23 protein-coding genes and 2 tRNA genes are annotated in these 24,109 nt (G+C 62.6%); 9 read left to right on the top strand and 16 right to left on the bottom strand.

What is annotated here, in order from left to right; translation table 11 throughout:
- Positions 1 to 70: 70 nt before the first annotated feature.
- Complete coding sequence (locus G8767_RS06765) at positions 71 to 1,780, bottom strand: DAK2 domain-containing protein (protein ID WP_124566321.1); 1,710 nt, start codon at positions 1,778 to 1,780, stop codon at positions 71 to 73.
- Between the two features lie 347 nt (positions 1,781 to 2,127).
- On the opposite strand from G8767_RS06765, the gene rpmB reads away from it, so the two are divergent.
- The gene (gene rpmB, locus G8767_RS06770) at positions 2,128 to 2,319 is read left to right on the top strand and encodes a 50S ribosomal protein L28 (RefSeq protein WP_003942669.1); all 192 of its coding nucleotides are present in this window, start codon (positions 2,128 to 2,130) and stop codon (positions 2,317 to 2,319) included.
- Between the two features lie 117 nt (positions 2,320 to 2,436).
- Complete coding sequence (locus G8767_RS06775) at positions 2,437 to 3,231, top strand: enoyl-CoA hydratase-related protein (RefSeq protein ID WP_166809678.1); 795 nt, start codon at positions 2,437 to 2,439, stop codon at positions 3,229 to 3,231.
- A 66-nt stretch (positions 3,232 to 3,297) separates the two neighbouring features.
- Here the strand turns inward: G8767_RS06775 and G8767_RS06780 are convergent, their stop codons facing one another.
- From G8767_RS06780 to G8767_RS06790, 3 genes are read right to left on the bottom strand one after another with little or no spacing between them, the layout of a single operon-like run.
- Complete coding sequence (locus G8767_RS06780) at positions 3,298 to 3,969, bottom strand: uracil-DNA glycosylase (protein WP_095969221.1); 672 nt, start codon at positions 3,967 to 3,969, stop codon at positions 3,298 to 3,300.
- Positions 3,969 to 4,490 carry a gamma carbonic anhydrase family protein gene (locus G8767_RS06785; RefSeq protein ID WP_007729328.1) on the bottom strand — a complete coding sequence of 174 codons (522 nt, stop codon included), beginning with the start codon at positions 4,488 to 4,490 and terminating at the stop codon, positions 3,969 to 3,971. The genes G8767_RS06780 and G8767_RS06785 overlap by 1 nt, the downstream gene beginning before the upstream one ends.
- A 9-nt stretch (positions 4,491 to 4,499) precedes the next feature.
- Positions 4,500 to 5,549, bottom strand: coding sequence for a thiamine-phosphate kinase (locus G8767_RS06790; protein WP_166809679.1), 1,050 nt, complete (start codon positions 5,547 to 5,549; stop codon positions 4,500 to 4,502).
- A 77-nt stretch (positions 5,550 to 5,626) separates the two neighbouring features.
- Here G8767_RS06790 and G8767_RS06795 point away from each other — a divergent pair, with 77 nt between their 5' ends.
- A complete protein-coding gene (locus tag G8767_RS06795; RefSeq protein WP_095969219.1) occupies positions 5,627 to 6,319 on the top strand; it encodes a DUF3515 domain-containing protein in 693 nt (230 codons plus the stop codon).
- Here the strand turns inward: G8767_RS06795 and G8767_RS06800 are convergent, their stop codons facing one another.
- From G8767_RS06800 to G8767_RS06810, 3 genes are all read right to left on the bottom strand, one after another.
- Positions 6,320 to 7,426 carry a D-alanine--D-alanine ligase family protein gene (locus G8767_RS06800; protein WP_039973089.1) on the bottom strand — a complete coding sequence of 369 codons (1,107 nt, stop codon included), beginning with the start codon at positions 7,424 to 7,426 and terminating at the stop codon, positions 6,320 to 6,322.
- A gap of 72 nt (positions 7,427 to 7,498) precedes the next feature.
- Positions 7,499 to 8,650, bottom strand: coding sequence for a cystathionine gamma-lyase (locus tag G8767_RS06805; RefSeq protein ID WP_166809680.1), 1,152 nt, complete (start codon positions 8,648 to 8,650; stop codon positions 7,499 to 7,501).
- Positions 8,647 to 9,645, bottom strand: coding sequence for an NAD(P)H-dependent glycerol-3-phosphate dehydrogenase (locus tag G8767_RS06810; RefSeq protein ID WP_019747941.1), 999 nt, complete (start codon positions 9,643 to 9,645; stop codon positions 8,647 to 8,649). The genes G8767_RS06805 and G8767_RS06810 overlap by 4 nt, the downstream gene beginning before the upstream one ends.
- Before the next feature lie 126 nt (positions 9,646 to 9,771).
- Between G8767_RS06810 and cofC the strand changes: the two genes are divergently transcribed.
- Genes cofC through G8767_RS06825 form a run of 3 tightly spaced genes read left to right on the top strand, consistent with a single transcriptional unit; the run spans position 9,772 to position 13,760 of the window.
- Positions 9,772 to 10,521: a 2-phospho-L-lactate guanylyltransferase gene (gene cofC / locus G8767_RS06815; protein ID WP_095969216.1), complete on the top strand. Its 750-nt coding sequence runs from the start codon at positions 9,772 to 9,774 to the stop codon at positions 10,519 to 10,521.
- 51 nt (positions 10,522 to 10,572) lie between these two features.
- Complete coding sequence (locus tag G8767_RS06820) at positions 10,573 to 12,816, top strand: RNA degradosome polyphosphate kinase (protein ID WP_095969215.1); 2,244 nt, start codon at positions 10,573 to 10,575, stop codon at positions 12,814 to 12,816.
- A gap of 17 nt (positions 12,817 to 12,833) precedes the next feature.
- Complete coding sequence (locus G8767_RS06825) at positions 12,834 to 13,760, top strand: NUDIX hydrolase (RefSeq protein WP_166809681.1); 927 nt, start codon at positions 12,834 to 12,836, stop codon at positions 13,758 to 13,760.
- 167 nt (positions 13,761 to 13,927) lie between these two features.
- Here G8767_RS06825 and G8767_RS06830 read toward each other — a convergent pair whose 3' ends face one another.
- The 3 genes from G8767_RS06830 to leuC form a co-directional block, all read right to left on the bottom strand.
- A complete protein-coding gene (locus tag G8767_RS06830; protein WP_047271271.1) occupies positions 13,928 to 14,614 on the bottom strand; it encodes an HU family DNA-binding protein in 687 nt (228 codons plus the stop codon).
- 157 nt (positions 14,615 to 14,771) lie between these two features.
- The gene (gene leuD / locus G8767_RS06835) at positions 14,772 to 15,380 is read right to left on the bottom strand and encodes a 3-isopropylmalate dehydratase small subunit (protein WP_095969213.1); all 609 of its coding nucleotides are present in this window, start codon (positions 15,378 to 15,380) and stop codon (positions 14,772 to 14,774) included.
- 28 nt (positions 15,381 to 15,408) lie between these two features.
- Positions 15,409 to 16,830: a 3-isopropylmalate dehydratase large subunit gene (leuC, locus tag G8767_RS06840; protein WP_124566326.1), complete on the bottom strand. Its 1,422-nt coding sequence runs from the start codon at positions 16,828 to 16,830 to the stop codon at positions 15,409 to 15,411.
- 200 nt (positions 16,831 to 17,030) lie between these two features.
- Here leuC and G8767_RS06845 point away from each other — a divergent pair, with 200 nt between their 5' ends.
- The 3 genes from G8767_RS06845 (at position 17,031) to G8767_RS06855 (ending at position 18,573) form a co-directional block, all read left to right on the top strand.
- The gene (locus G8767_RS06845; RefSeq protein WP_007729342.1) at positions 17,031 to 17,732 is read left to right on the top strand and encodes an IclR family transcriptional regulator; all 702 of its coding nucleotides are present in this window, start codon (positions 17,031 to 17,033) and stop codon (positions 17,730 to 17,732) included.
- 55 nt (positions 17,733 to 17,787) lie between these two features.
- Complete coding sequence (locus tag G8767_RS06850) at positions 17,788 to 18,285, top strand: PPOX class F420-dependent oxidoreductase (protein WP_166809682.1); 498 nt, start codon at positions 17,788 to 17,790, stop codon at positions 18,283 to 18,285.
- Positions 18,286 to 18,375: 90 nt separating this feature from the next.
- Positions 18,376 to 18,573, top strand: coding sequence for a DUF5302 domain-containing protein (locus G8767_RS06855; protein ID WP_095969209.1), 198 nt, complete (start codon positions 18,376 to 18,378; stop codon positions 18,571 to 18,573).
- A 139-nt stretch (positions 18,574 to 18,712) separates the two neighbouring features.
- Here G8767_RS06855 and G8767_RS06860 read toward each other — a convergent pair.
- From G8767_RS06860 to G8767_RS06885, 6 genes are all read right to left on the bottom strand, one after another.
- Positions 18,713 to 18,785 (bottom strand) — tRNA-Glu (locus G8767_RS06860).
- 95 nt (positions 18,786 to 18,880) lie between these two features.
- Positions 18,881 to 18,952, bottom strand: a tRNA-Gln gene (locus G8767_RS06865).
- 156 nt (positions 18,953 to 19,108) lie between these two features.
- Positions 19,109 to 20,584: a glutamate--tRNA ligase gene (gene gltX / locus G8767_RS06870; protein WP_095969208.1), complete on the bottom strand. Its 1,476-nt coding sequence runs from the start codon at positions 20,582 to 20,584 to the stop codon at positions 19,109 to 19,111.
- Positions 20,585 to 20,657: 73 nt separating this feature from the next.
- On the bottom strand, positions 20,658 to 21,818 hold the full coding sequence (locus tag G8767_RS06875; RefSeq protein WP_095969207.1) for an alkane 1-monooxygenase: 1,161 nt from the start codon (positions 21,816 to 21,818) through the stop codon (positions 20,658 to 20,660).
- A gap of 390 nt (positions 21,819 to 22,208) precedes the next feature.
- Complete coding sequence (locus G8767_RS06880) at positions 22,209 to 22,982, bottom strand: fumarylacetoacetate hydrolase family protein (protein ID WP_095969206.1); 774 nt, start codon at positions 22,980 to 22,982, stop codon at positions 22,209 to 22,211.
- 84 nt (positions 22,983 to 23,066) lie between these two features.
- A complete protein-coding gene (locus G8767_RS06885) occupies positions 23,067 to 24,080 on the bottom strand; it encodes a 3-isopropylmalate dehydrogenase (protein ID WP_166809683.1) in 1,014 nt (337 codons plus the stop codon).
- Positions 24,081 to 24,109: the final 29 nt, after the last annotated feature.

The raw sequence follows: 24,109 nt of genomic DNA on the forward strand, positions 1-24,109 counted from the left end.
TTCCTCCAGCACAGTGTCGCGGTAAGCACATGTGTTCGTATATCAGTAGTCACCGACAGACCCGGTTCGATCACTCCACACCCAACTGGAACAGGTCACCCGGCTGATCACCCTGATAGACGAGCACGTCGACGCCCGGGTGATGCGCGATCACGTGTGCCTCGAGTTGCCCGGCCAGGTCGTCCGGCGCGTCCGCACCCATGAGTAGGGTCACGAGTTCGCCACCGGATCCGAGCGCAAGGTCGACCAGTCTCGCACTCGACTCCGCGACGTCGGGTCCGATGAGCACCACCTCGTGCCCCATCAGACCGATCGCGTCACCCGGGTCACAGGTCCCGACGTACGTCAGCGAGCGTTCGACGGCAATGCGCAGCGATCCCCAGCGAGTCGCAGCTGCGGCCTCGGACATCGTGAAGCCGTCGTCGGCGACGTTGCGCTGAGCGTCGTGAACGGCGAGGGCCGCCAGGCCCTGGACCATCGACGATGTCGACAGCAGCAGAACCTGGTGAAGCGGATCGCGGGCAGCGGCACTGACTGCGACCAGTTCCTGAGCGGTCAAAGCTCCGTTCGGAAGCACCAGAACTTCGCTTCGCTCCATCTGACGGATTCGGCCGAGCAGTTGCGCGCGTGTCACCGGCGCGTCGTCGCACCGAAGAACCGTCGCGCCCTCACTCTCGAACAACGCCGCCGCACTGTCACCGGCGACGACAGCCAGTACGCCGCGCGCGCCGGCGCCGGGGAATCGCCTCTCCGCCCGTGCCACCAGCTGGTCTCGTTCGTCGACGAGAAAACTGCTGATGCGAATACCGTGTACCTTCCCGGCCTCGAGACCTGCCTCGACGGCAGCGCCGGCATCGCAGCAATGCACGTGCACCGACCAGCCACCGAAGCCGTCGCTGACGATGACCGTCGAATCCCCGAGGACGGACAGCCGCGTGCGCAGCGCCGTCATGCGATCGTCGTCCGAGTCGTCGACGAGGTACATGACCTCGAAATCCTGTTCCGAGTGATCACCACATTCGATCGGGCTCTTGTGAGCCCAATCGTGATCGAAAGCGCTGACGTCGACAACTGCGCTCGACTTCGGGTCCGGCGTCCCCAGATCCTCGCGAACCTGCGCTTTCCCGGTCACCACCTCGACAAATGCGTCGAGAATCAGAACGAGTCCGAATCCCCCGGCATCGACCACCCCGGCGGAGGCCAGAACGTCCAGTTGCTCCGGGGTCTTGTTCAACGCGACCGCAGCCGCATCGGCAGCGGCGGCAACCACGGAAGCAAGGTCCTCGCCACTCGGCGTCCTGGTGTCGACGCACTCCTGCGCCGCCTCCCCCGACGCGCGCAAAACCGTGACGATGGTGCCTTCCACCAGATCGGAGACAGCCCGAGAGGCCAGCGCCGTCGCCGTTGTCAGCGAGTTCGCAAAGCTACGGCCGTCGATGTGCTCGCCGTGGACGCTCTCGGCAATGCCCCGGATCACCTGGGACAAGATCACTCCGGAATTGCCCCTGGCACCCGATACCGCGCCCCGAGCCAGAGCGTTGGCGACGCGACCGGCACTGCGGACGTCGTCCTCGATCGTCTCGGCGGAATCGAGGGCAGCTCGCATCGTGAACAACAGGTTGGTGCCGGTATCCGAATCAGGGATGGGAAAGACGTTGAGGCTGTTGATCTCTCCACGACGTTTCTGGAGGCTGTCGACCGCCCGACGGGCCCAGCGCCGCAGCAGATGGCCGTCCGCGACGGATTCCACTTCATCGGCGACGCGTTGCACTTCCCCCACTGACGGTTCCCTTCCACGACGGAAAGACTGACGACTGACTGACCGCGACGAAAACGAGATCGGCGATCGGTGCAGTCGAGGGTAGTCCGACGCTTCGGCGCAACCGTGACTACCGGGCGGTTTGGCCATTCGGGCCGGAAGCGGTTACTCTTACACGGTTGCCTCGAACGGGCTACACGAAATAATGCTGCACATTGTTTGTTGCTGATTGACTGTTTTCACGTTCGACTGCACAGTGAGCGGTCAAGGATCGGTTCGAAGTCGAGTATATTCGGATTGTAATTCTGGCTGCCCTACCGTGTAGGGTAACCACTTCAATATTCATTTCTAACAAGGAGTTCGCGACTATGGCTGCCGTCTGCGACGTATGCGCCAAGGGGCCCGGCTTCGGTAAGTCGGTCTCGCACTCGCACCGGCGTACCAATCGTCGCTGGAACCCGAACATTCAGTCTGTTCGTACCGAGGTTGCCCCGGGTAACACCCGTAAGGTCAACGTGTGCACCTCCTGCCTGAAGGCAGGCAAGGTCGCTCGGGGCTGATTGCCCGAGCACAAACTATTGCAGGCTCTGCCCCCGTCACTTCGGTGACGGGGGCAGAGCTGTATCTATGTGTCCCCGTGTTTCGTTTGGCTGTCGGGCACCCGTAATGTGCGTTGAGTGACTTCTATCGATGACCTGAGCAAAGTGACCCTCGACGAGGGCGTACTCCGCATCACCATTTCCACCGCCGCCAACGGCACCTCACTCGACGACGAAGGACTGGTTCAGGGCGCGCAGGCGCTCGAGACAGTCGGAAACGACATCGGGAGCATCCTTCTGGTCGGCGAGGGCGCAAACTTCTGTGCCGGCGGCAACGTCCGTGCATTCGCAGCAGCCCCCGACCGCGGCGAGTACGTGGCCGAAGTTGCCCGCGTCTTCCACGTGTTCGTACGCGCGCTCGACGCCGCGACCGCTCCGGTGGTCGCCGGAGTCCACGGATGGGCAGCCGGCGCCGGAATGAGCCTGGTCTGCCTCGGCGACGTCGCGATCGGCGGAACCGGCACCAAGCTTCGCCCTGCCTACCCCTCCATCGGTTTCACCCCGGACGGCGGGATGTCGTGGACACTCCCCCGCATCGTCGGTGCGGCACGCGCTCGCGAGATTCTTCTCAACGATTCGGTGATCGGTGGCGACGAAGCCGTCCGCCTGGGGATTCTCACGCGACTCGTGGGCGACGACGAGGTTCAGGAAGAGGCGGCTCGCCTCGCCCGCGCCTTGGCCAACGGGCCGAGCACGTCGTACTCGGGAATCAAAGCGCTGCTGCGTTCGTCACGGACGAACTCGCTTGCCGAGCAACTCGACGCCGAAGCTGCGTCCATCGCCCTCGCGGCGAACAGCCCGATCGGCCGCGAAGGTGTCGACGCATTCGTCGAAAAGCGTCGCCCCGATTTCACTTCCGCGAAGCAGGCGTAAGTCAGCGGCATGCCGAACGTCGCGCCACGACGTTCGGCATGCCAGGTGAGTGCAGACGCAGTTCGATCAGCCCAGATTCCAGTCGACCGGATCGGCTCCCAGTCCGGTCAAGAGTTCGTTCGCACGACTGAACGGGCGCGAACCGAAGAAACCGCGCGAGGCCGAAAGCGGTGACGGGTGCGCGGATTCGATGATCGGTGTGTCGCCGAGCATCGGCGCGAGGGTGGCCGCGTCCCGACCCCACAAGATCGCCACCATCGGCGACGACCGCGCGACCAGAGCGCGGATAGCCTGCTCGGTGACCGGTTCCCAGCCCTTCTTGCGATGAGAAGCGGCTTGCCCAGGCTGCACGGTGAGAACGCGATTGAGAAGCAGCACACCTTGTTTCGACCACGGCGTCAGATCGCCGTTCGGCGGTATCGGCAACCCGAGATCCTGGTGATACTCCTTGTAGATGTTGCCGAGGCTTCGCGGAACCGGCCGCACGTCCGGGGCAACCGAAAAGCTCAACCCGACAGCATGACCGGGCGTCGGATAGGGGTCTTGACCGACAATCAGCACCCGAACGTCGTCGAACGGGTTCGTGAATGCACGCAAGACGTTCTCTCCCGCAGGCAGATACTCCCGTCCCGCAGCGATCTCGTCGCGCAAGAACTTACCCATCGCGGAGATCTGCTCCGAGACCGGTTCGAGTGCCCGCGCCCACCCCGGATCGACGATCTCTGCAAGCGGGGCCATCAGTCGAGCCTGCGCAACGCGTCGCGGTAGTACGCCGCATTGGCTGCGTACATCTTGACGTTCCCGTCGAGGTGACCGAGCGGAACCTCGTATCCCGCACGGACCTTGGCCGGCACACCGAGTGCCATGCTGCGCGGCGGAACCTGCATCTTGTTGGCCACCACCGCACCAGCGGCGACGATCGACCCCGTCCCGATCACCGTACCGTTGAGAACAACTGACCCCGATGCGATCAGGCAGTGGTCCTCGATGGTCGACCCCTCGATGTGCGCGTTGTGGCCAACGACGCAACCGGAGCCGATGACGGTTGCATCGATGGCGGTGCAGTGGATGACGGTTCCGTCCTGGATGTTGGATCCGATTCCCACCGAAATGGTTCCATAGTCACCACGCAATACCGCTTGCGGCCAGATAGAGGTTCCCGCCGCGAGAGTCACGGCGCCGATCACCACCGCGTCCGGGTGGACGTACGCGTCCGGATGGATGTCCGGAACTCTGTCTCCTAGTGCATATACAGCCATGAAAGCAACCTATACCGCGGTGGTGCCGGTGGTCGAAAAGCTGTGCCAACCTCCGCCGCTCTCGCGGAGGGAACCGTCGACCGTCACACCGGACCCGCCGACGACCTCACCGATCACAGTCCACCCCGAAGGAATCTCGACTTCCGGCCCGAAAGTTGCTGCAAATCCGTGATCTTCACCACCGGAGAGGATCCAGTCCAGCGGATCGACGTCGAGGACCTCGGACGCCGACGCGACGTCGGGTGAGGTCGGAACCGTCGCCGAGAAGATGTCGAACCGCACGTCCGATGCCTCTGCAAGATGTCGAAGATCCGCGATCAATCCGTCGGATACGTCGGTCATCGAATGTGCTGATCCTGCCGCCGCCCAAGCCGATTCATAGGGCGGATTCGGAACCCGATGAGAAGCAAGCAAATCCGGAAAGCCCTCCGCTTCGTCGAGAAGTAGGGCCAAACCCGCTGCCGAGCAACCGAACAACCCGGCGACCGCGATCCTGTCACCGACCTTCGCTCCCGACCGCAGCACTGCCGGACGGCCGCCGAGATCGCCGAGTACGGTCACCGACACGACGATCACCGGTGATTGGACGAGGTCTCCGCCGACTACACCGGCTCCCAGATCGGTTGCCGCGTCCCAGATCCCGGCCGAGATCCCGTCGACCACGTCGACGGGAGTCGACGGTGGGCACCCCAGAGACACGGTGAATGCCGTCGGCCTCGCTCCCATCGACACCACGTCGGCAGCGTTCTGGGCCACCGCCTTGCGGCCGATGTCCCGCGGCGAAGACCAGTCCATTCGGAAATGTCGACCTTCGACCAGCATGTCGGACGAGACGACGACGCGACCGTCACCGGAGGTCACGATCGCGGCATCGTCCCCCGGCCCCAATTCAGTGGTGACCGGTTGGATTCGGCCGACGAGAGAGCGCGCGATCACGTCGAACTCCCCCACCTGTTCGACGGTGTGCTCTGACCCGAACTCCGATGATGCAGCGAGCCCCGATGATGCAGCGAACTCCGATGATGCAGCGAACTCCGATGATGCGATGAGTGTCTCCAATGCCGACGCAATTCGCTCGTAAGCGGCCTGCGGTACCTTCTAGCTGTGGTCGTGAATGCTTCTGCAAGCTCACGCGTGTGTCGGCAATCCTACCGATTCACCGCCGTGTCCTCAGAAGTGACAAGACCGCCGATCGACTGGACCAGGACCCGAGCGAAGAACTGAGCATGGCAGAAAACACTTCCACCGCAGACAACACCGACATCGACCCCGACGGCGACGACGATCCGTCCGAGCGCCGCAGTCCGGCACTGATCGCGACCGCCATCGCGCTCCCGGTGGCCCTGATCGTCGGAGTGGTGATCGCAGCCGTCGTCGCGGGAAACAACCCCGAACTCTCGCCCGTGGCGCTCGGTCCCGTGCCGGCACCGGCTGCAGAGTCGGAGGCCTGCGTTTCCCTTCTCGATGCGCTTCCCGACAAGATCGACGACTTCACGAAAGCGGAGTTGGTGGAACCTGCTCCGGTCGGAGCCGCCGCTTGGCAGCGCAGCGAAGGTGAGCCGATCGTGCTGCGCTGCGGGCTCGACCGTCCGTCCGAGTTCGATCAGGCGGCAGCGCTACAGGTCGTCAACGGCGTGCAGTGGTTCCAGGTCTCGGGAACCGACATCGGTCTGGCGGCGAGCACGTGGTTTGCCGTAGACCGCGGCGAGTACATCGGTATCACGATCCCCGACGGGACCGGCCCGACGCCGATTCAGGAGATCTCCGACACCATCACGGCGACTCTCGAACAGAAGCCTCTCGACCCGGCACCGGTCGCGGTTCCCTGATCAGCGAAGGCCGGTGCCTCGAGCGATGGCGGTGTCGACCAGTGTCGAAATCAAAGTGCGGTAATCGATTCCGGTGGCGTTCCACATCTTCGGGTACATCGAGATGGAGGTGAACCCGGGCATCGTGTTGATCTCGTTGATCACCGGGCCGTCGGCCGTGACGAAGAAGTCGACTCGCGAGAGTCCTTGGCAATCGAGGGCCTTGAACGCGCGGACTGCAAGCTCCCTGATCTGGTCGCTCACCGACTCGTCGAGTTTCGCAGGGATGTCGAATTCACAGACGTCGTCGAGGTACTTGGTGTCGAAGTCGTAGAACGCGTCCGAATCGGCGTCGGAATCCGGCATCCGGATCTCGGCGACCACACTCGCCTTGACGTCGCCGTTCGGGAATTCGAGGACGCCGCATTCCACCTCGCGGCCGATAATCGCGCCTTCGACGATCACCTTGGGATCGTGCAGGCGTGCATGAGCAATCGCCCCGTCCAGACCGTCCCAATTGCTCACCCGAGTGATGCCGATGGACGAGCCTCCACGAGCGGGCTTCACGAAAACCGGAAGGCCCAACTCCGCCTTCTGCTCTTCGGTCAGCGTTGCGGTTCCCGGTCGAAGCACGACCTGCACTCCGACGGGAAGTCCTTCAGCAGCAAGAAGCTTCTTCGTGAATTCTTTGTCCATGCCGGCGGCGCTGGCCAGGACTCCGGGCCCGACGTACGGAACCCCGGCAAGTTCGAGCAGACCCTGAATGGTGCCGTCTTCGCCGTAAGCCCCATGCAGAACGGGGAACACGACGTCGACCGACGCGAGCACAGCACCGGCGTCCGACCCGTCGAAGGAGATGACTTCGCCCTCGCGGGTGGGGTCCGCGCTGAGGACCACCGACGTTCCGTCCTTGTCGACCGACGGCAGTGCGCGCCCGCTGATCGCGAGGGAGCTGGGGTCGCTCGAACCGAGCACCCAGGAACCGTCGACGGTGATGCCGATCGGTACGACGTCGTACCGATCGGGGTCGAGGTTGCTCAGGACGCTTCCGGCGGAAACACAGGACACTGAATGCTCATTGCTCCGGCCACCGAAGATCACGGCCACGCGGGTACGGCTGCTGTTCACGCGTCAAACCGTACCGCCGAATCGACTTCGGCACGCGATCGGGCCGGACCCGAAATCATCGACGTGGTCCGCTCACGCGTCGAGCGCACGCTCGATGTCGGCCAGAAGATCGGCGGTGTCCTCGATGCCACAAGCGATTCGGACAAAACCCGCACTGACCGGATCGCCCCAGCGCGCACGGCGATCCGCCGTCGTGTGGATCCCGCCGAAGCTGGTGGCGGCCGTGACGAGCGCGCTCGCTTCGACGAACGAGTGGAATGCCTGAGCCGAATCCAGTTCGACGCTCACCAGTCCGCCGAATCGATTCATCTGACCGGATGCCGTTGCGAAGGACGGGTCACCGCGAAGGCCCGGGTAACGAACGGACCGGACCGCTTTGTGTCCCGCCAACATCTCGGCCAGGGCCAGCGCGTTGTCGCACTGACGTCCGAATCGCAGGCCTGCCGTGCCGAGACTGCGGTGCGCAAGCCACGTCTCGAAGGGGCCGAGCACTGTTCCCGAAAGAAGTCGCTCACGCTCGATTCGCTGACTCACCGCCCCATCGGAGGTGGCGACGTAACCCATCAGGAGGTCACTGTGCCCGCTGAGGGCCTTGGTACCGCTGGCCACGACGATGTCGGCACCCAATTCGAGCGGGCACTGTCCCAGCGGTGTCGCAGTCGTGTTGTCGACGATCAGCAGCGCGCCCGATCGGTGGCACACGTCGGCGAGCACGCGAAGGTCGACCACGTCCAGCACCGGGTTGGACGGCGTCTCGGCGACGACGACCACGCGGCCCGGCGACGCGGCGAGCAGATCCGCGAAGCTCGCGTCGCCCATCTGCAGAGTCGAAACTTCGCGAACCGTGATCCCCAACGGCGCGAGGCGCTCGTTCGCGTACAACCGCACCTGGTAGTACCCGTCCGAGGGCACGACGACGGTATCTCCGGTGACGAGCACGCTGCGCAAGGTCGCGGTGATCGCGGACATTCCCGATCCCATGACGAGGGCGTAGTCCGCTCCTTCGAGCGCCGCGAGCGCTGATTCGAGTCCGCGCCAACCCGGGTTCGATGCACGAGCGTAGGTATCGGACTCGGAGCCTTCCTCGGGCGAAAGTTGGTACGGCGCAGCGAATATCGGCCCAAGCTGCATGGGCTGGCCCGCGGCGTGTTCGCGCGCGACGGCGCTCACGCTGCGCGTCGAATCCCCGTAGTCCCCGCGATGACTCATACCGATTTCACTCATTCCGGCTTCGTCCGGCGTCCGAGCAACTGACCGATCGCATCGCTGACGGCCATGCCTTCGTGGCACACCCGATGGACCGCGTCGGTCAACGGCATCTCCACGTCGTATCCGGCAGCGAGTGCGCGTACCGACGTGCACGACTTCACGCCCTCGGCGACCTGACCGTTGGTTGCCTTCTGCGCCGACTCCATCGACCCGCCCCGTCCGAGCCGCTCTCCGAACGTCCGGTTTCGCGACAACTCGGACGTGCAGGTCGCTACCAGATCACCGACACCCGCCAAGCCTGCGAGAGTCGACGCCTTGGCTCCGAGCGCAACACCGAGCCGGATTGTTTCGGCGAGCCCGCGGGTGATGATGCTGGCAACCGTGTTGTCGCCGAACCCACTACCGGCGGCCATGCCACAGGCCAGTGCGATCACGTTCTTGCACGCACCGCCGATCTCACAACCGATGACGTCGGAATTGGTGTACGGCCTGAAATAGCCGGTAGCGCAAGCATCCTGGAGAGCGAGGGCACGCGAGGAATCCGAGCAGGCGATCACCGTCGCCGCGGGCTGCCCGCTGGCGATCTCGTGTGCAAGATTCGGGCCCGAGAGCACCGCGACGCGCCCCGGTTCCACACCGGTCACCGACACGATGACCTGGCTCATGCGCATGAGCGTCCCGGTCTCGATTCCCTTGGCCAGACTCAGCAGAGTCGCATCGGGTCCGATCGAGCCCTTCCACTGCTCCAGGTTTCCCCGTAGCGACTGCGAGGGAACCGCCAGCACGATGAAGTCAGCGCCTGCCATCGCCTCCTCGTGGTGGTGGGTCGCGCGAATCGACGAAGGCAAAGCAATGCCTGGCAGATAGTCGCTGTTCTCGTGCGTGGTGTCGATGCGCTTCGCGACCTCTTCACGCCTGGCCCACATCGTCACGTCGGTTCCGGCCTCGGCCATCACCTTCGCCAACGCCGTTCCCCACGAACCTGCGCCCAATACAGCTGCCTTACTCACACGCTCACCCCGTCTACCCGGCGAAGCGGGTCGCCGCCAGAAAAATCGTCTGCACAGAGTATCGCCTGTGGTGCACTGCGGTGGGCAGCCGCGGACACCGAGCGTGATGACTGGCAAGATCGAGGGATGGACAGCGCGGAACCCCCGTACCCACACGTCGTGGAGACACCGCATGCGCGCACGGAGATCGAACGCCCCATGCATGCGATAGTGGCCGTCAAGTCCTTGAGATCGGCCAAGTCCCGCCTCGCGGGCGAACTCGACTCGGACGCGCGTGCAGACCTGGTGTTGGCCATGCTTCACGACACCCTCGCCACCGTCGCAGCCGTCTCGGCCATCGACAGCGTCACAGTGGTCACCCCAGACCCCACCGTTGCCGCCCTTGCATATTCCGTCGGCGTGACTGTCTACGCCGATCCAGCTCCCGACGGCGACCGAACCAACGGCACAACACCGCGCACGGAGGAAACCCTCAATGCGGCGCTGAGTGCAGCGGCCGCCGATATCCGAGCCAAGCGCGGAGTGGTCGACCTCGTTGTGCTGCAAGCCGACTTGCCCGCCATGCAACCAAGCGAACTGACGGAGGCCGTGGCCGACGCCCGAAGCGGCGGACGTTCCGTCGTCGTCGATCATCACGGCACCGGCACCTCCGCATTGTTTGCGTGTGGAGAGAGTGCGCTCGACCCTCGATTCGGACCGGAATCTGCACTTGGACATACTAATTCAGGTGCTCGTCCACTCAACGGCCAATGGCCGGGACTGCGCACCGACGTCGACACCCATGCCGATCTCAGCACTGTGCGAGCACTGGGAGTAGGCCCCGCGACATCGGCTTCGTTGACCAGACTCAAGGCCACGCCGTCGAACAGCCGATGAATTTTCTTTCATCGATTGTCGGACCGCGCGATTGTGGGGGATGATCGACGAGTGAGCAATGGCGAAGCACTCGAAAACCGTATTTCCGAAGACCAGTCGGACGGAGACCACAGCTCCGGCCGGCACGAGAACGGCGCGGCCACCTCGCCGCGATCTCAGGCCGTCGCGGTCGCCACCAACATCCCGGGCGCGCCCCCTGCAGCTACCAAGGCAGAGCTACCCGAATTGCTCGTCGGGCTCCCCGAGGATCGTTACCTCAACCGCGAACTCAGCTGGCTCGATTTCAATGCCCGTGTTCTCGCATTGGCCGCCGACGAGTCACTGCCGTTGCTCGAACGCGCAAAGTTCCTCGCCATCTTCGCTTCCAATCTCGACGAATTTTTCATGGTCCGGGTCGCCGGACTCAAGCGCCGCGACGAGACCGGACTGTCGGTCAGGTCCGCCGACGGCCTCTCCCCACGCGAACAATTGGCGCTCATCGCGCGTCGCACCCAGGAACTCGCCGACAAGCACGCGCACGTGTTTCTCGACTCGGTCCGCCCTGCCCTGGCGGCAGAGGGCATTTCGATCGTTCGGTGGGCCGATCTCAGCGCCGATGACCACGGCCGACTCTCGGCACATTTCCACGAGCAGGTCTTCCCGGTACTGACGCCGTTGGCAGTCGATCACGCTCACCCGTTCCCCTACATCAGCGGACTGAGCCTCAACCTCGCCGTGACGGTGAAGGACTCCGTCACCCGCGGCGAACACTTCGCTCGCGTCAAGGTTCCCGACAACGTCGGACGGTTCGTGCGAGTCAAGAGCACGACGTCTTCGTCCACCATCGATTCGTTCCTCCCGATGGAAGAACTGATTTCGGCTCATCTGGACGTGCTGTTCCCCGGAATGGAAATCGTCGAACATCACGCTTTCCGAATAACACGCAACGCCGATTTCGAGGTCGAAGAGGATCGGGACGAGGATCTGCTGCAGGCGCTCGAACGTGAATTGGCGCGTCGCCGTTTCGGTTCACCCGTTCGACTCGAAGTTGCCGACGACATGACCGAGCACATGCTCGAACTGCTTCTGCGTGAACTCGACGTCGATCCGGCCGACGTGATCGAGGTTTCCGGTCTGCTCGACTTGTCCTGCCTCTGGCAGGTTTACGCCGTCGACCGCCCGGCTCTCAAGGACGCGCCGTTCGTCCCGGCGACGCATCCGGCGTTCGGTGAGCGCGAGACTCCGAAGAGCGTCTTCTCGACCCTGCGCGAAGGCGACGTGCTCGTCCACCATCCCTACGACTCGTTTTCCACAAGCGTTCAACGCTTCATCGAACAGGCCGCCGCCGACCCGCAGGTACTCGCGATCAAGCAGACCCTGTACCGCACTTCCGGCGACTCCCCCATCGTCAACGCACTGATCGACGCCGCCGAAGCCGGCAAGCAGGTTGTCGCGCTGGTGGAGATCAAGGCGCGTTTCGACGAGCAGGCCAACATCAAGTGGGCACGCAAACTCGAACAGGCCGGCGTTCACGTCGTCTACGGTTTGGTCGGTCTCAAGACTCACTGCAAGACTTGCCTCGTCGTCAGGCGAGAGGGCTCGACCATTCGGCGTTACTGCCACATCGGCACCGGCAACTACAACCCGAAGACCGCGCGTATGTACGAGGACGTCGGATTGCTCACCGCAGCACCGGAGATCGGTGCGGACCTCACCGACCTCTTCAACTCGCTGACCGGATACTCCCGAAAGACGAGTTACCGCAACCTTCTCGTTGCGCCGTACGGGGTTCGACGCGGGATCATCGAGCGGATCGACAACGAGATCGCGCACAAGCTCGCAGGCCGCGAGGCCGGTATCCGCTTGAAAGCCAACGCATTGGTCGACGAGCAGGTCATCGACGCGTTGTACCGCGCGTCCAAGGCCGGTATCCCCGTCGAGATCGTGGTCCGCGGAATCTGCGCGCTCAAGCCGGGCGTTCCCGGCCTCAGCGAAAACATCGAAGTACGTTCCATTCTCGGACGCTTCCTGGAACACTCGCGAATGTTCCATTTCCGCTCGGCCGACGAGTTCTGGATCGGCAGCGCAGACATGATGCACCGCAACCTCGATCGCCGCGTCGAGGTCATGGTGCAGGTCAAGGACCCGAAACTGTCGAAGCAGCTCGGTGACATCTTCGACTCCGCGCTCGATCCCCGAACTCGCTGCTGGGTACTGCATCCGGACGGGAGTTGGGTCGCTGCCCCCGAACGCGGCGAGGACGTACGTGAGCATCAACAGTCGTTGATGCGCAGCCGCACCGCCAGCGGGTCTTGACGGGCTCGGATCACACAATGAGCGACAAGCCGGTCAAAGCCAACATCTTTGCCGCAGGCGCGGTTCTGTGGCGGAAGGCTCCCCAGGATCCTTCCGCCATCGAGATCGCCGTCGTACATCGACCGAAGTACGACGACTGGTCATTCCCCAAAGGAAAGCTCGATCCCGGCGAGACCTTCTTGACCGCGGCAGTTCGCGAGGTCCGCGAAGAGACCTCGATCACCGGACGTTTCGGAAGGCACCTCGGTGGCGTGACGTACCCGATCCCGGGACATCGCAAACTCAAACGGGTCGAATACTGGTCGGCCGAAGCAGTAGACGGAGATTTCGGGCCGAATAACGAAGTAGATGTTCTCTATTGGCTTCCGGTCGCCGAGGTCGCCGATCATCTTTCCTACCCGATGGATCGGATGATTCTTCGCCGCTTCGTTTCCATTCGGCCGGACACGAAAACGGTATTGCTCGTCCGCCACGCAAAAGCTGGAAGCCGTAAGCGGTACAAGGGCGACGACAATGTGCGTCCACTCGACGCCAAGGGCAAAGAGCAATCCGCCGCCTTGGTCGAACAGCTGAAAATCTTCGGAGCCGATTCGGTTTTCGCGGCTGACCGTACGCGCTGCGTCGACACCGTAATGCCATTGGCGGAGGCATTGGGTGTCGAAGTTTCGACGGAACCTCTTCTGACCGAAGAAGGTTACGAGGCCGATCCCGAGGCCGCCAGGGCACGTGCGCTGCAGATCGCCGCGATGGAGGGCACTCCCGTGATCTGCAGCCAAGGAGGCGTCATCCCCGATTTGATGCGCTGGTGGGCAGATACGGCCGGTGTAACACTGCCCTCCGCACGCAACCGTAAGGCGAGCACTTGGGTGCTCTCATTCCTCGACGGCCGTCTGGTTGCCGCCGATCACCTCGACAGCCCGCTCCCCAAAGTCGCCAACTCCTGAGGGATTTGGACCAACCGACACCCAGCTCGAGTCGGTAGTTTTGCAAAGCACTGAAACACAGGAGAATTCACACTTTCTCCCAGGCAGCAAAAAGAGGTGCAGCCGCGGATCTGATCCGCGGCTGCACCTCTTTGTCTTACGGCATCGGGTTTTTCACCCGAACGCGACTACTTTGCGCGCTTGGCCGGAGCCTTCTTGGCCGGAGCCTTCTTGGCTGCGGTCTTGGCGGGAGCCTTCTTGGCCGGAGCCTTCTTGGCCGGAGCCTTGGCTGCGGTCTTGGCCGGAGCCTTCTTGGCGGGAGCCTTGGTGGCAACCGTCTTCTTGGCTGCGGTCTTGGCCGGAGCCTTCTTGGCGGGAGCCTTGGTGGCAACCGTCTTCTTGGCTGCGGTCTTGGCCGGAGCCTTCTTGGCGGGAGCCTTCGCGGCAACCGTCTTCTTGGCTGCGGTCTTGGCCGGAGCCTTCTTTGCCGGAGCCTTCTTGGCTGCGGTCTTCTTGGCAGCAGCCTTCTTGGCTGCAGCCTTGGTGGCCGGTGCTGCTACGCCACGCTTGACTGCCGGGCCGGTGGCCGGAAGCTTCTGTCCACCAGCGATAACAGCCTTGAACTGCGCACCCGGACGGAAAGCCGGAACCGACGTCGGCTTGACCTTGACGGTCTCGCCCGTACGCGGGTTGCGTGCAACACGTGCTGCACGACGACGCTGCTCGAAGACTCCGAAGCCGGTGATGGTCACGCTCTCGCCACGGTGGACGGCGCGGACGATGGTGTCCACGACGTGCTCCACTGCGTCGGTCGCTGTGCGCCTGTCCGAACCCAGCTTTTCAGTCAGAACATCGATGAGCTCTGCCTTGTTCATTGAAATTCCTCCGCTAATTGTGGTCCACCGTCGGACCGACTGAGAACCACGGTAAACCTGATAACGGCAAGAGTCTATGTGCCACGCCAATTCTCATTCAACGTGACTGCGAAATGGTGACCTATTTCTCTTCCCGCGCGGAGTCGCGGATTTCGGTTCAGCCCTGCGAAATTCGGGCTGGAAGGGTAGTCGGTTTCCATGAAGGCCTTGACTTTTCGAACTCGGAAATCGCTTCTACCTGCCGCAATGTCAGTCCGATGTCGTCGAGACCCTCCAGCAGACGCCACCGTGTGTAGTCGTCAATATTGAACGGCACCACCGTAGTTCCGGCGCTCACGGTCCGATTCTCGAGATCTACTGCCAATTCCAGTCCGGGCTGCTCTTCGAGCAACTTCCAGAGCAATTCGACGTCGCTCTGCTCGACCTGTGCCGCCACGAGACCGGCTTTTCCGGCGTTCCCGCGGAAGATGTCGGCGAACCGGGAAGCGATGACGACTCGAAATCCGAAGTCCGAGAGAGCCCACACGGCGTGCTCACGCGAAGAGCCCGTGCCGAAATCGGGGCCGGCTACGAGGACACTTCCCTTGTCGTACGGAGCCAGATTGAGAATGAAGTTGGGGTCGGTACGCCAGCCTGCAAACAGCCCGTCCTCGAATCCCGTGCGCGTCACCCGTTTCAGGTACACGGCGGGGATGATCTGATCGGTATCGACATTCGAGCGTCGCAGCGGGACGCCGATACCCTTGTGCGTGGTAAAGGATTCCATCGAAATTCTCCTAGAGAAGGTAAGTGGGTCAGACCAGATCGGCCGGTGCCGAGAGCGTTCCGCGGACCGCCGTGGCCGCCGCGACGAGCGGGGAAACCAGATGGGTCCGACCGCCTTTACCCTGTCGGCCTTCGAAATTCCGGTTGGACGTCGATGCCGAGCGCTCGCCGGGAGCAAGCTGGTCAGGGTTCATTCCCAAGCACATCGAACAACCGGCCTGACGCCATTCCGCCCCTGCCGCTGTGAAGATCTCACCGAGACCTTCACTTTCGGCTTGAGCACGCACCCGCATCGAACCGGGAACGATGAGCATCCGAACGCCCTCTGCCACATGGCGACCTTCGAGCACCTCGGCTACTGCGCGCAGATCTTCGATCCGTCCGTTGGTGCACGAACCGACGAACACGGTGTCGACAGCAACATCCCGAAGCGGCATACCGGCGTCGAGACCCATGTAGGTGAGCGCCTTCTCAGCTGCCTGACGCTCGCTCTCGTCGACGATGAGTTCGGGATCGGGCACACGGTCACCGAGTGGCGCACCCTGTCCCGGATTGGTTCCCCAGGTGACGAAAGGCGTCAATGCGCTTGCGTCGATGTGGACCTCGTTGTCGAATTCCGCACCCTCGTCGGTCTTGAGCAGCTCCCACGCGGCGACGGCTTCGTCCCACTCTGCGCCCGACGGTGCATGCGGACGGCCCTTGATGAACTCGTAAGTGGTCTCGTCCGGTGCGATCATGCCCGCACGGGCTCCGGCCTCGATCGACATGTTGCAGATGGTCATACGAGCTTCCATCGACAGTTTGCGAATGGCCTCACCGCGGTACTCCAGGACGTAGCCCTGGCCGCCGCCGGTGCCGATCTTGGCGATGACGGCGAGGATCAAGTCCTTACTCGTGACACCGGGAGGCAGCTCGCCGTCGACCGTGATCGCCATGGTCTTGAAGGGGCGCAACGACAATGTCTGCGTCGCCATCACGTGCTCGACCTCGCTCGTGCCGATTCCCATTGCGAGCGCACCGAATGCGCCGTGCGTCGACGTATGACTGTCACCGCACACCACGGTGGTTCCGGGCTGAGTCAGGCCGAGCTGCGGTCCGACCACATGCACGATGCCCTGATCGAGATCGCCCATGCGGTGCAAGCGAACTCCGAACTCCTCACAATTTCGGCGCAAGGTGTCTACCTGAGTCTTGGACACGGGATCGGCAATGGGCTTGTCGATGTCGATCGTCGGGACGTTGTGGTCCTCGGTGGCGATCGTCAGGTCAGGGCGGCGCAACTGGCGACCCGCCAAGCGAAGTCCGTCGAATGCCTGCGGGCTCGTCACTTCGTGAACGAGGTGGAGATCGATGTAGATGAGGTCGGGATCCTGCCCCTCCCCTTTCACGACAACGTGGTCGTCCCACACCTTCTCGGCGAGAGTGCGTGCTTTCTGTGCCATGTCTTCCACCTCTGTACGTAGCCTCGCGTCGGCGGACTACGGGCTGGCCCGCCGCGCGTGAAGTAGGTCCCCAGCCTCCGCAGCAGATTCAGACTGTCCCTTTCGGAACTTGCGCCACCTCCGAGGAAATGCGCTAGCTCATCCTGAAATGCGCTAGCCCACCAGGAAATGCGCTATCATCCCACTATGCGAGAAACTGGTATCGACCTATGAGACAGCATAGCGGCATCGGCGTCCTGGACAAAGCAATGGGCGTGCTTCATGCAGTAGCTGAGGAACCGTGCAGCCTCACCGAACTCTGTGCACGAACCGGTTTGCCGCGCGCGACCGCCCACAGACTCGCCGTCGGTCTCGAAGTCCATCGACTCCTCACTCGCGATTCGGACGGTCAGTGGTGCCCAGGGCCCGGGCTCGCCGAACTCGCTGCCACCGCTAATGATCCACTCATTGCAGCGGCCGGACTCATCCTCCCCCGCCTTCGCGAAATCACCGGCGAAAGCGTCCAGCTGTACCGTCGGGAAGGCACCCAACGCATCTGCGTCGCGTCGATGGAACCGCCGACCGGCCTGCGTGACACGGTGCTCGTCGGAGCCCGACTGCCGATGAATGCCGGTTCCGGCGCCAAGGTCCTTCTCGCATGGGCAGATCCACAAACCCAACGGACCGTCCTCGCTGATGCGTCGTTCGGCGAACGAGTGCTCCTCGAGGTTCGCCGGCGCGGCTGGGCTCAGAGCGCGGCCGAACGTGAGCCCGGTGTCGCCAGCGTCGCGGCTCCTGTCCGAGACTCGGCAGGCGCTGTCATTGCCGCGATTTCGGTCTCCGGCCCCATCGATCGGATGGGTCGACGACCGGGAGCCCGCTGGGCGGCCGACCTTCTCGCAGCTGCCGAAGCGCTCCACAAGCGTCTGTAATTCGTGACACAGTAAGGTCTTCAGATCCTCGAGCACGTAGGAGTACGACGCGACCATGGCAGGAAAACAGCGTAGTCAGATCACGATGACCGAGGCCGAAATTTCGAGCTTCGTCGAAAAGAGCCGTACGGCAACGATGGCGACGTTGAGCGCCGACGGAATGCCTCACCTGATCGCGATGTGGTTCGCAATAGTCGACGGCGAAATCTGGTTCGAGACCAAAGCCAAATCGCAGAAGGCGGTCAACCTTCGCCGGGACCCCCGTATGTCCGTCCTGATCGAAGACGGTCTGACGTACGACACACTCCGAGGCGTATCGATGGAGGGCACCGGAATGATCGTCGAGGATCCCGAAGCCCTCTTCGCCGTGGGAATCAGCGTCTGGGAGCGATACACCGGCCCGTACACCGAGGATCTCCGCCCGGCCGTCGACGCAATGCTCCACAAACGCGTCGCGGTGCGGTTCGTTCCCGATCGAACTCGTTCGTGGGATCACCGCAAGCTCGGGATGCCCGCGATCCCGCTTTCCGGTTCTACTGCACCACCGTCGTAGAGCCCGAGATTCGTAAAGCGAAAATTCACGAGCTTTCGAATTCGGGCCGGCGTAGTTTCACCAACAGGCCCAACAACAAGGAGTGAGCATATGAGCGATCTCGACAGCAATACCCCGTCCGAATCCGAATCCCAATCGGAGGAGACCAAACGAAAGTTCCGTGAGGCCCTCGAACGGAAGAATCATCAGAACGCCAAATCGACTGACCATCGCGACGGACAGTCCAAGGTCCACAACACGCATGGCCCGGCCGATCACAAGCGGGAGTTCCGCCGTAAGAGCGGATAGCCGATCGAGGACAACAGAGTGAGATGACGATCACCCCCAGTCGAATTCGACTGGGGGTGATCGTTTTTCGCATGGCAGGCAAACATTTCCACACAAACGAAAAGACCCTCCGATCAATGATCGGAGGGTCTTTCCTTTGTAGCCCCGACGGGATTCGAACCCGCGCTACCGCCTTGAGAGGGCGGCGTCCTAGGCCGCTAGACGACGGGGCCAGGACACGCTTTTGAACGTGGTATTCAGTCTTGCTCTTGGATGCTCAGCAAGCCTAGCTTGTCTGAGTCCGGCCACAAAATCGACCGGATTTCCGCTGGGGTACCAGGACTCGAACCTAGAATGGCGGTACCAGAAACCGCTGTGTTGCCAATTACACCATACCCCAAGGTCTTGCTCACCAGCCTTGCCCGATCCGCTTCGCTGTTGTGCTCGGCGGCTCGTCTCCGGCCGAAAAGAAGATTACCAGTACCCCTGCCCCAAATACCAAATCGTATGGTCACAGGAGGTTTTTGCTTCATTTTCGGCCGGAGGACCGTCCGATCTAGGCGGTTACCGCTGCCCTACCCGCGCGCAACCGAGCAAGCGAGACCTCACGACCGAGCAATTCCATCGACTCGTACAGCGGAGGGCTGATGTGAGAGCCCGTGATCGCGACCCGAACCGGAGCGAAGGCCTTACGCGGTTTGAGCTCCAGATCCTCGATGAGGGCCTTCTTGAGTGCTTCCTCGATACTGGCCGCCGTCCACTCCGAAGTGGCATCGAGCGCCGCAAGAGACGCGTCCAGAACCGGACCGGCATCTTCCTTCAGGTTCTTTGCCGCCGCGGCCGGATCGAGAGCAAACGACCCCTCGTCGACGAACAGGAATTTCAGCAGATCCCACGCGTCGGACAGGACGACGATGCGCGTCTGCACGAGGTCCGCCGCAACAGTGAACGTCGCTTCGTCGACGTCGGCGCCGATATGGCCGTGTTCCACCAGGAACGACTTCAGGCGGCCCGCGAAGTCGGCCGGCTCGAGCAGGCGAATGTGCTCGGCATTGATCGCGTCGGCCTTCTTCTGGTCGAAGCGCGCTGGGTTGGAGTTGACCTTGGAGACGTCGAAGGCCGCAACCATCTCGTCGAGTGAGAAGACGTCGTGATCGTCAGCGATGCTCCACCCGAGCAGAGCCAGGTAGTTCAGCAATCCCTCGGGGATGAAGCCGCGATCGCGGTGGATGAAGAGGTTCGACTCGGGATCGCGCTTGGACAGCTTCTTGTTGCCCTGACCCATCACGAAAGGCAAGTGCCCGAACGACGGTGTGAAATCGGCAACACCGATGCGGATCAATGCCTCGTACAGCGCGAGCTGACGCGGAGTCGAGGACAACAGATCTTCGCCGCGCAGTACATGGGTGATCTTCATCAACGCGTCGTCGACCGGGTTGACCAACGTGTACAGCGGAATACCGTTACCGCGAGTCAGCGCGAAGTCCGGAACGGTGCCGGCCTTGAACGTGGTCTCGCCGCGCACCAAGTCGTTCCAAGTCAGATCGTGATCGGGCATGCGGAGTCGGACGACGGGCTTGCGTCCCTCGGCGACGTACGCAGCGCGCTGCTCGTCGCTCAGGTCGCGATCGAAGTTGTCGTATCCGAGCTTCGGGTCGCGGCCGGCAGCCTTGTGCCGCGCTTCGACTTCCTCGTTGGTCGAGAAGGACTCGTATGCCTCACCCGCGGCCAGCAACTTGGCCACGACGTCGAGATGCAGGTCACGACGCTCGGACTGGCGATACGGCGCGTGCGGTCCACCGACCTCCGGGCCCTCGTCCCAGTTGAGCCCCAACCAGCGGAGGGCGTCGAGGATGGCCTGGTAGGACTCTTCACTGTCGCGCTGCGCATCGGTGTCTTCGATACGGAACACGAATGTGCCGCCGTGGTGTCGTGCGAACGCCCAGTTGAACAAGGCTGTGCGCACCAAACCTACGTGCGGGGTTCCGGTGGGTGACGGGCAGAAACGGACGCGTACTTCGCTGTTGGTCATGGCTCACTTGGCTCGGCGATGATGGATGGTCGTACTACAGGTTAGTCCGGTAGCGCTTCCTCCACGCCCCCGATCACCTACCCGGTAGGACGTTGATTCGCGTCATGTCACCGTCGTAGTAGGCAAGTAGGCGCTTGTCCATCACCTTTCGCCACAGCGGCGGCACCCAGGCGCACACGATCATGACCGCGTAACCCGCTGGAAGTTGCGGAGCTTCGGCCGCACTTCGCAGGCTCTGGTACCGCAGACGCGGATTCGCGTGATGGTCGCTGTGACGCTGAAGTTGATAGAGGAAAAGGTTGCTGACGACGTGGTCGCTGTTCCAACTGTCCTCAGGAGAGCAGCGAACGTACGAGCCGTCAGGCCTCTTGGCACGAAGCAATCCGTAATGCTCGAGATAGTTCGCGGTCTCGAGGAATGTGAAACCGGCAATAGCCTGAACGGCCAACCACGGTGCGATTTCCCACCCGAACACTGCGATCAAACTGCCGAACAACACGACACTCATCGCCCACGCGTTCAGGATGTTGTTACGGTAACTCCAGGTCCGCCTCCCTTGACGCTTCAGACGAGCGCTTTCGATCCGCCATCCCGAGCGCAGGCCGCCGATGACACTGCGCGGCAAGAAGAACCAGAAATTCTCCTTGTATCGCGAACTGGCAGGATCCTCCGGCGTCGCAACACGGACGTGGTGACCATGGTTGTGCTCGACGTAGAAATGGCCGTAGAAGGACTGCGCCAGCGCTACTTTCGCGAGCCACTTCTCGAGCTTTTCGCTCTTGTGCCCCAATTCATGTGCCGCGTTGATCCCCACACCGGCAACCACGCCGGCGGTCATCGCGAGCGCGAACTTCTCCCCCGCCGCCATCGGCGCGTTCACCCAGCACCAGGCGACGAACACGAGACCGACGTATTGGAGGGGCAGGAACAGATACGTGCACCAGCGGTAGAAACGATCCTCCTGCAGATGCGGAATCGCTTCGTCCGGCGGGCTGTTCCCGTCTTCGCCGGCCAGGAGATCGATGAGGGGAATGACGATCACGATGAGCCAGGCCCCGATGGCCCAGAAGAGCCCAAGGCTGAATTTGTCGACCAGGAACCACGCAGCGAACGGACTGAGAGGAACCAGCAAACCCAACGGCCACAGGTAGCGCTTCTTGTCTCGCCACACGGGCCGCTGCCCGTTTCGTGCTTCCCCTGTCGCTGACCGGGAGGCTTCCGCGAAGGTCGTCATGTATCACCACGTTTCTGCGCAATCCACTCGATTGCCCCATCGGCTTCTATCCAGTTATCGGTCACCCTACTGCTCAGCGTTACATTTCAGGGAATTTGGTCTGTTACGGGCCGTGGCAGCAAACCGAGGGGCGAACCCTCCCAACCTGATCAATTCAGACATAACGCCAGGAGGATCAGTGGCGAAGCTTCGCCTGGCTCACAAAACTCGCAGGTCAGTCCCAGGGCCTGATCATCTCGATCCGAAAGGTAATCCCCATCAATCCCCCGGCGATAGTTACTATCTTGCAACTTTTCTTCGACAGACACCTCTCGACTCACACCACGACGGAGGCCCCATCCAGTTGGGATGGGGCCTCCGTAGTCACATGACTGAAAGAACCGGGTTAGATCACTTCTTGGCGGTCACCGGGTTGGTGAGCGTGCCGATCCCCGAGACCGTGACCGACACCGAATCACCGTCGACGATCGGGCCCACTCCGGCGGGGGTGCCGGTGAGGATGACGTCGCCGGGCAGGAGGGTCATCACCGCCGAGATCCACTCGATGATCTTCGGAATGTCGTGAAGTAGGAATGCGGTGCTGCTGTCCTGCTTGACCTGACCGTTCACCTCGGTCTTGATGTCGACGTCGGACGCATCCAGGCTGGTCTCGATCCACGGACCGAGTGGGCAGAAGGTGTCGTGCCCCTTCGCGCGCGTCCACTGCCCGTCGTGACGCTGATGATCTCGTGCCGACACGTCGTTGGCGATCGTGTAGCCGAGAACCACGCTCAACGCCTTTGCCGCCGGAACGTCCTTGCACGGTTGACCGATGACTACCGCGAGTTCACCCTCGAAGTGCACCTCGTTGGAGGTGGGAGGCAAGACGATCGGGGCACCCGGGCCGACGATGGACGTATTGGGCTTGAGGAAGATCACGGGATCCGCGGGGGCTTCGCCGCCCATCTCCGCGATGTGATCTGCATAATTCTTGCCGATGCAGATCACCTTGCTGGCGAGAATCGGAGCCAGCAGACGAACATCGGCGAGCGGCCAACTTCGGCCGGTAAATGTAGGGTTCCCGAACGGGTGCTCCGCAATTTCCTTGGCGACGAGAGCATCCTCTTCACCTTCGATACTGACGAACGCAACACCATCGGGACTGGCAATTCGACCAAGACGCATGCCGGCCAGTCTATCGGGGTGTCGGAAACGACTGACGCGCGCAAGCCGAAAGGCTTACGCGCGTCAGTCTCGTGAAAGAAATCCTTACAGCGCTGCGGTGATCCGGTCGCCGATCTCCGTCGTGGAGATGGGGCCTTTGCCGCGGGTAGCCAGGTCAGCAGCGACCACAGCCTCCACCCGAGCGGCGTCGTCCTCGCGCCCGAGATGGCGAAGAAGCAGTGCGGCCGAGAGGATCGCGGCGGTGGGATCTGCGATTCCCTTGCCGGCGATGTCCGGGGCACTACCGTGAACGGGCTCGAACATCGAGGGGTTGGCCCCCGACGCGTCGATGTTTCCGCTTGCGGCCAAACCGATTCCACCGGTCACCGCGCCGGCGAGGTCGGTGATGATGTCACCGAAGAGGTTGTCCGTGACGATGACGTCGAAGCGCGACGGGTCGGTGACCATGTAGATGGTGGCAGCATCGATGTGGCAGTACGCGGTTTCGACGTCCGGGTACTCGGCTCCGACGGTCTCGATCGCACGTGTCCAGATCGCGCCCGCGTTGGAAAGCACGTTGGTCTTGTGGATCAGTGTGAGGTGCTTGGAACGTGTCTGCGCCAACGCAAATGCATAACGAACAACACGCTCGGCGCCGAACCACGTGTTGATCGACACCTCGGTCGCGATCTCGTGATCGGTGCCGACGCGGATGGCGCCACCGTTACCGGTGTACGGGCCTTCGGTGCCTTCACGAACCACGACGAAGTCGATCTCAGGCTGGGCCGCCAACGGCGACAGCGCACCCGGATACAGCTGAGCGGGGCGAAGATTCACGTGATGATCGAGCTGGAAACGCATGTTCAGCAGCAGACCACGCTCGAGGATGCCAGGCGCGACGATCCGCGGGTCACCGATGGCGCCCAACAGGATTGCGTCGTGTTGACGGATCTGGTCCAGCTCGTCCGCCGGGAGCAATTCGCCGGTGGCGTTGTAGCGACGGGCACCGAGATCGTATTCGGTGGTTTCCAGATCCGGAACCAACTTGCCGAGCACCTTGAGTGCTTCGGCTGTGACCTCGACACCGATTCCGTCGCCCGGAATGACCGCAAGCTTCATGAAGTCCTCATCTCAGTAGAACTGTGCGC

Origin of the sequence: Rhodococcus sp. IC4_135, assembly GCF_011602025.1 — a bacterium.
GTDB lineage: Bacteria > Actinomycetota > Actinomycetes > Mycobacteriales > Mycobacteriaceae > Rhodococcus_F > Rhodococcus_F baikonurensis.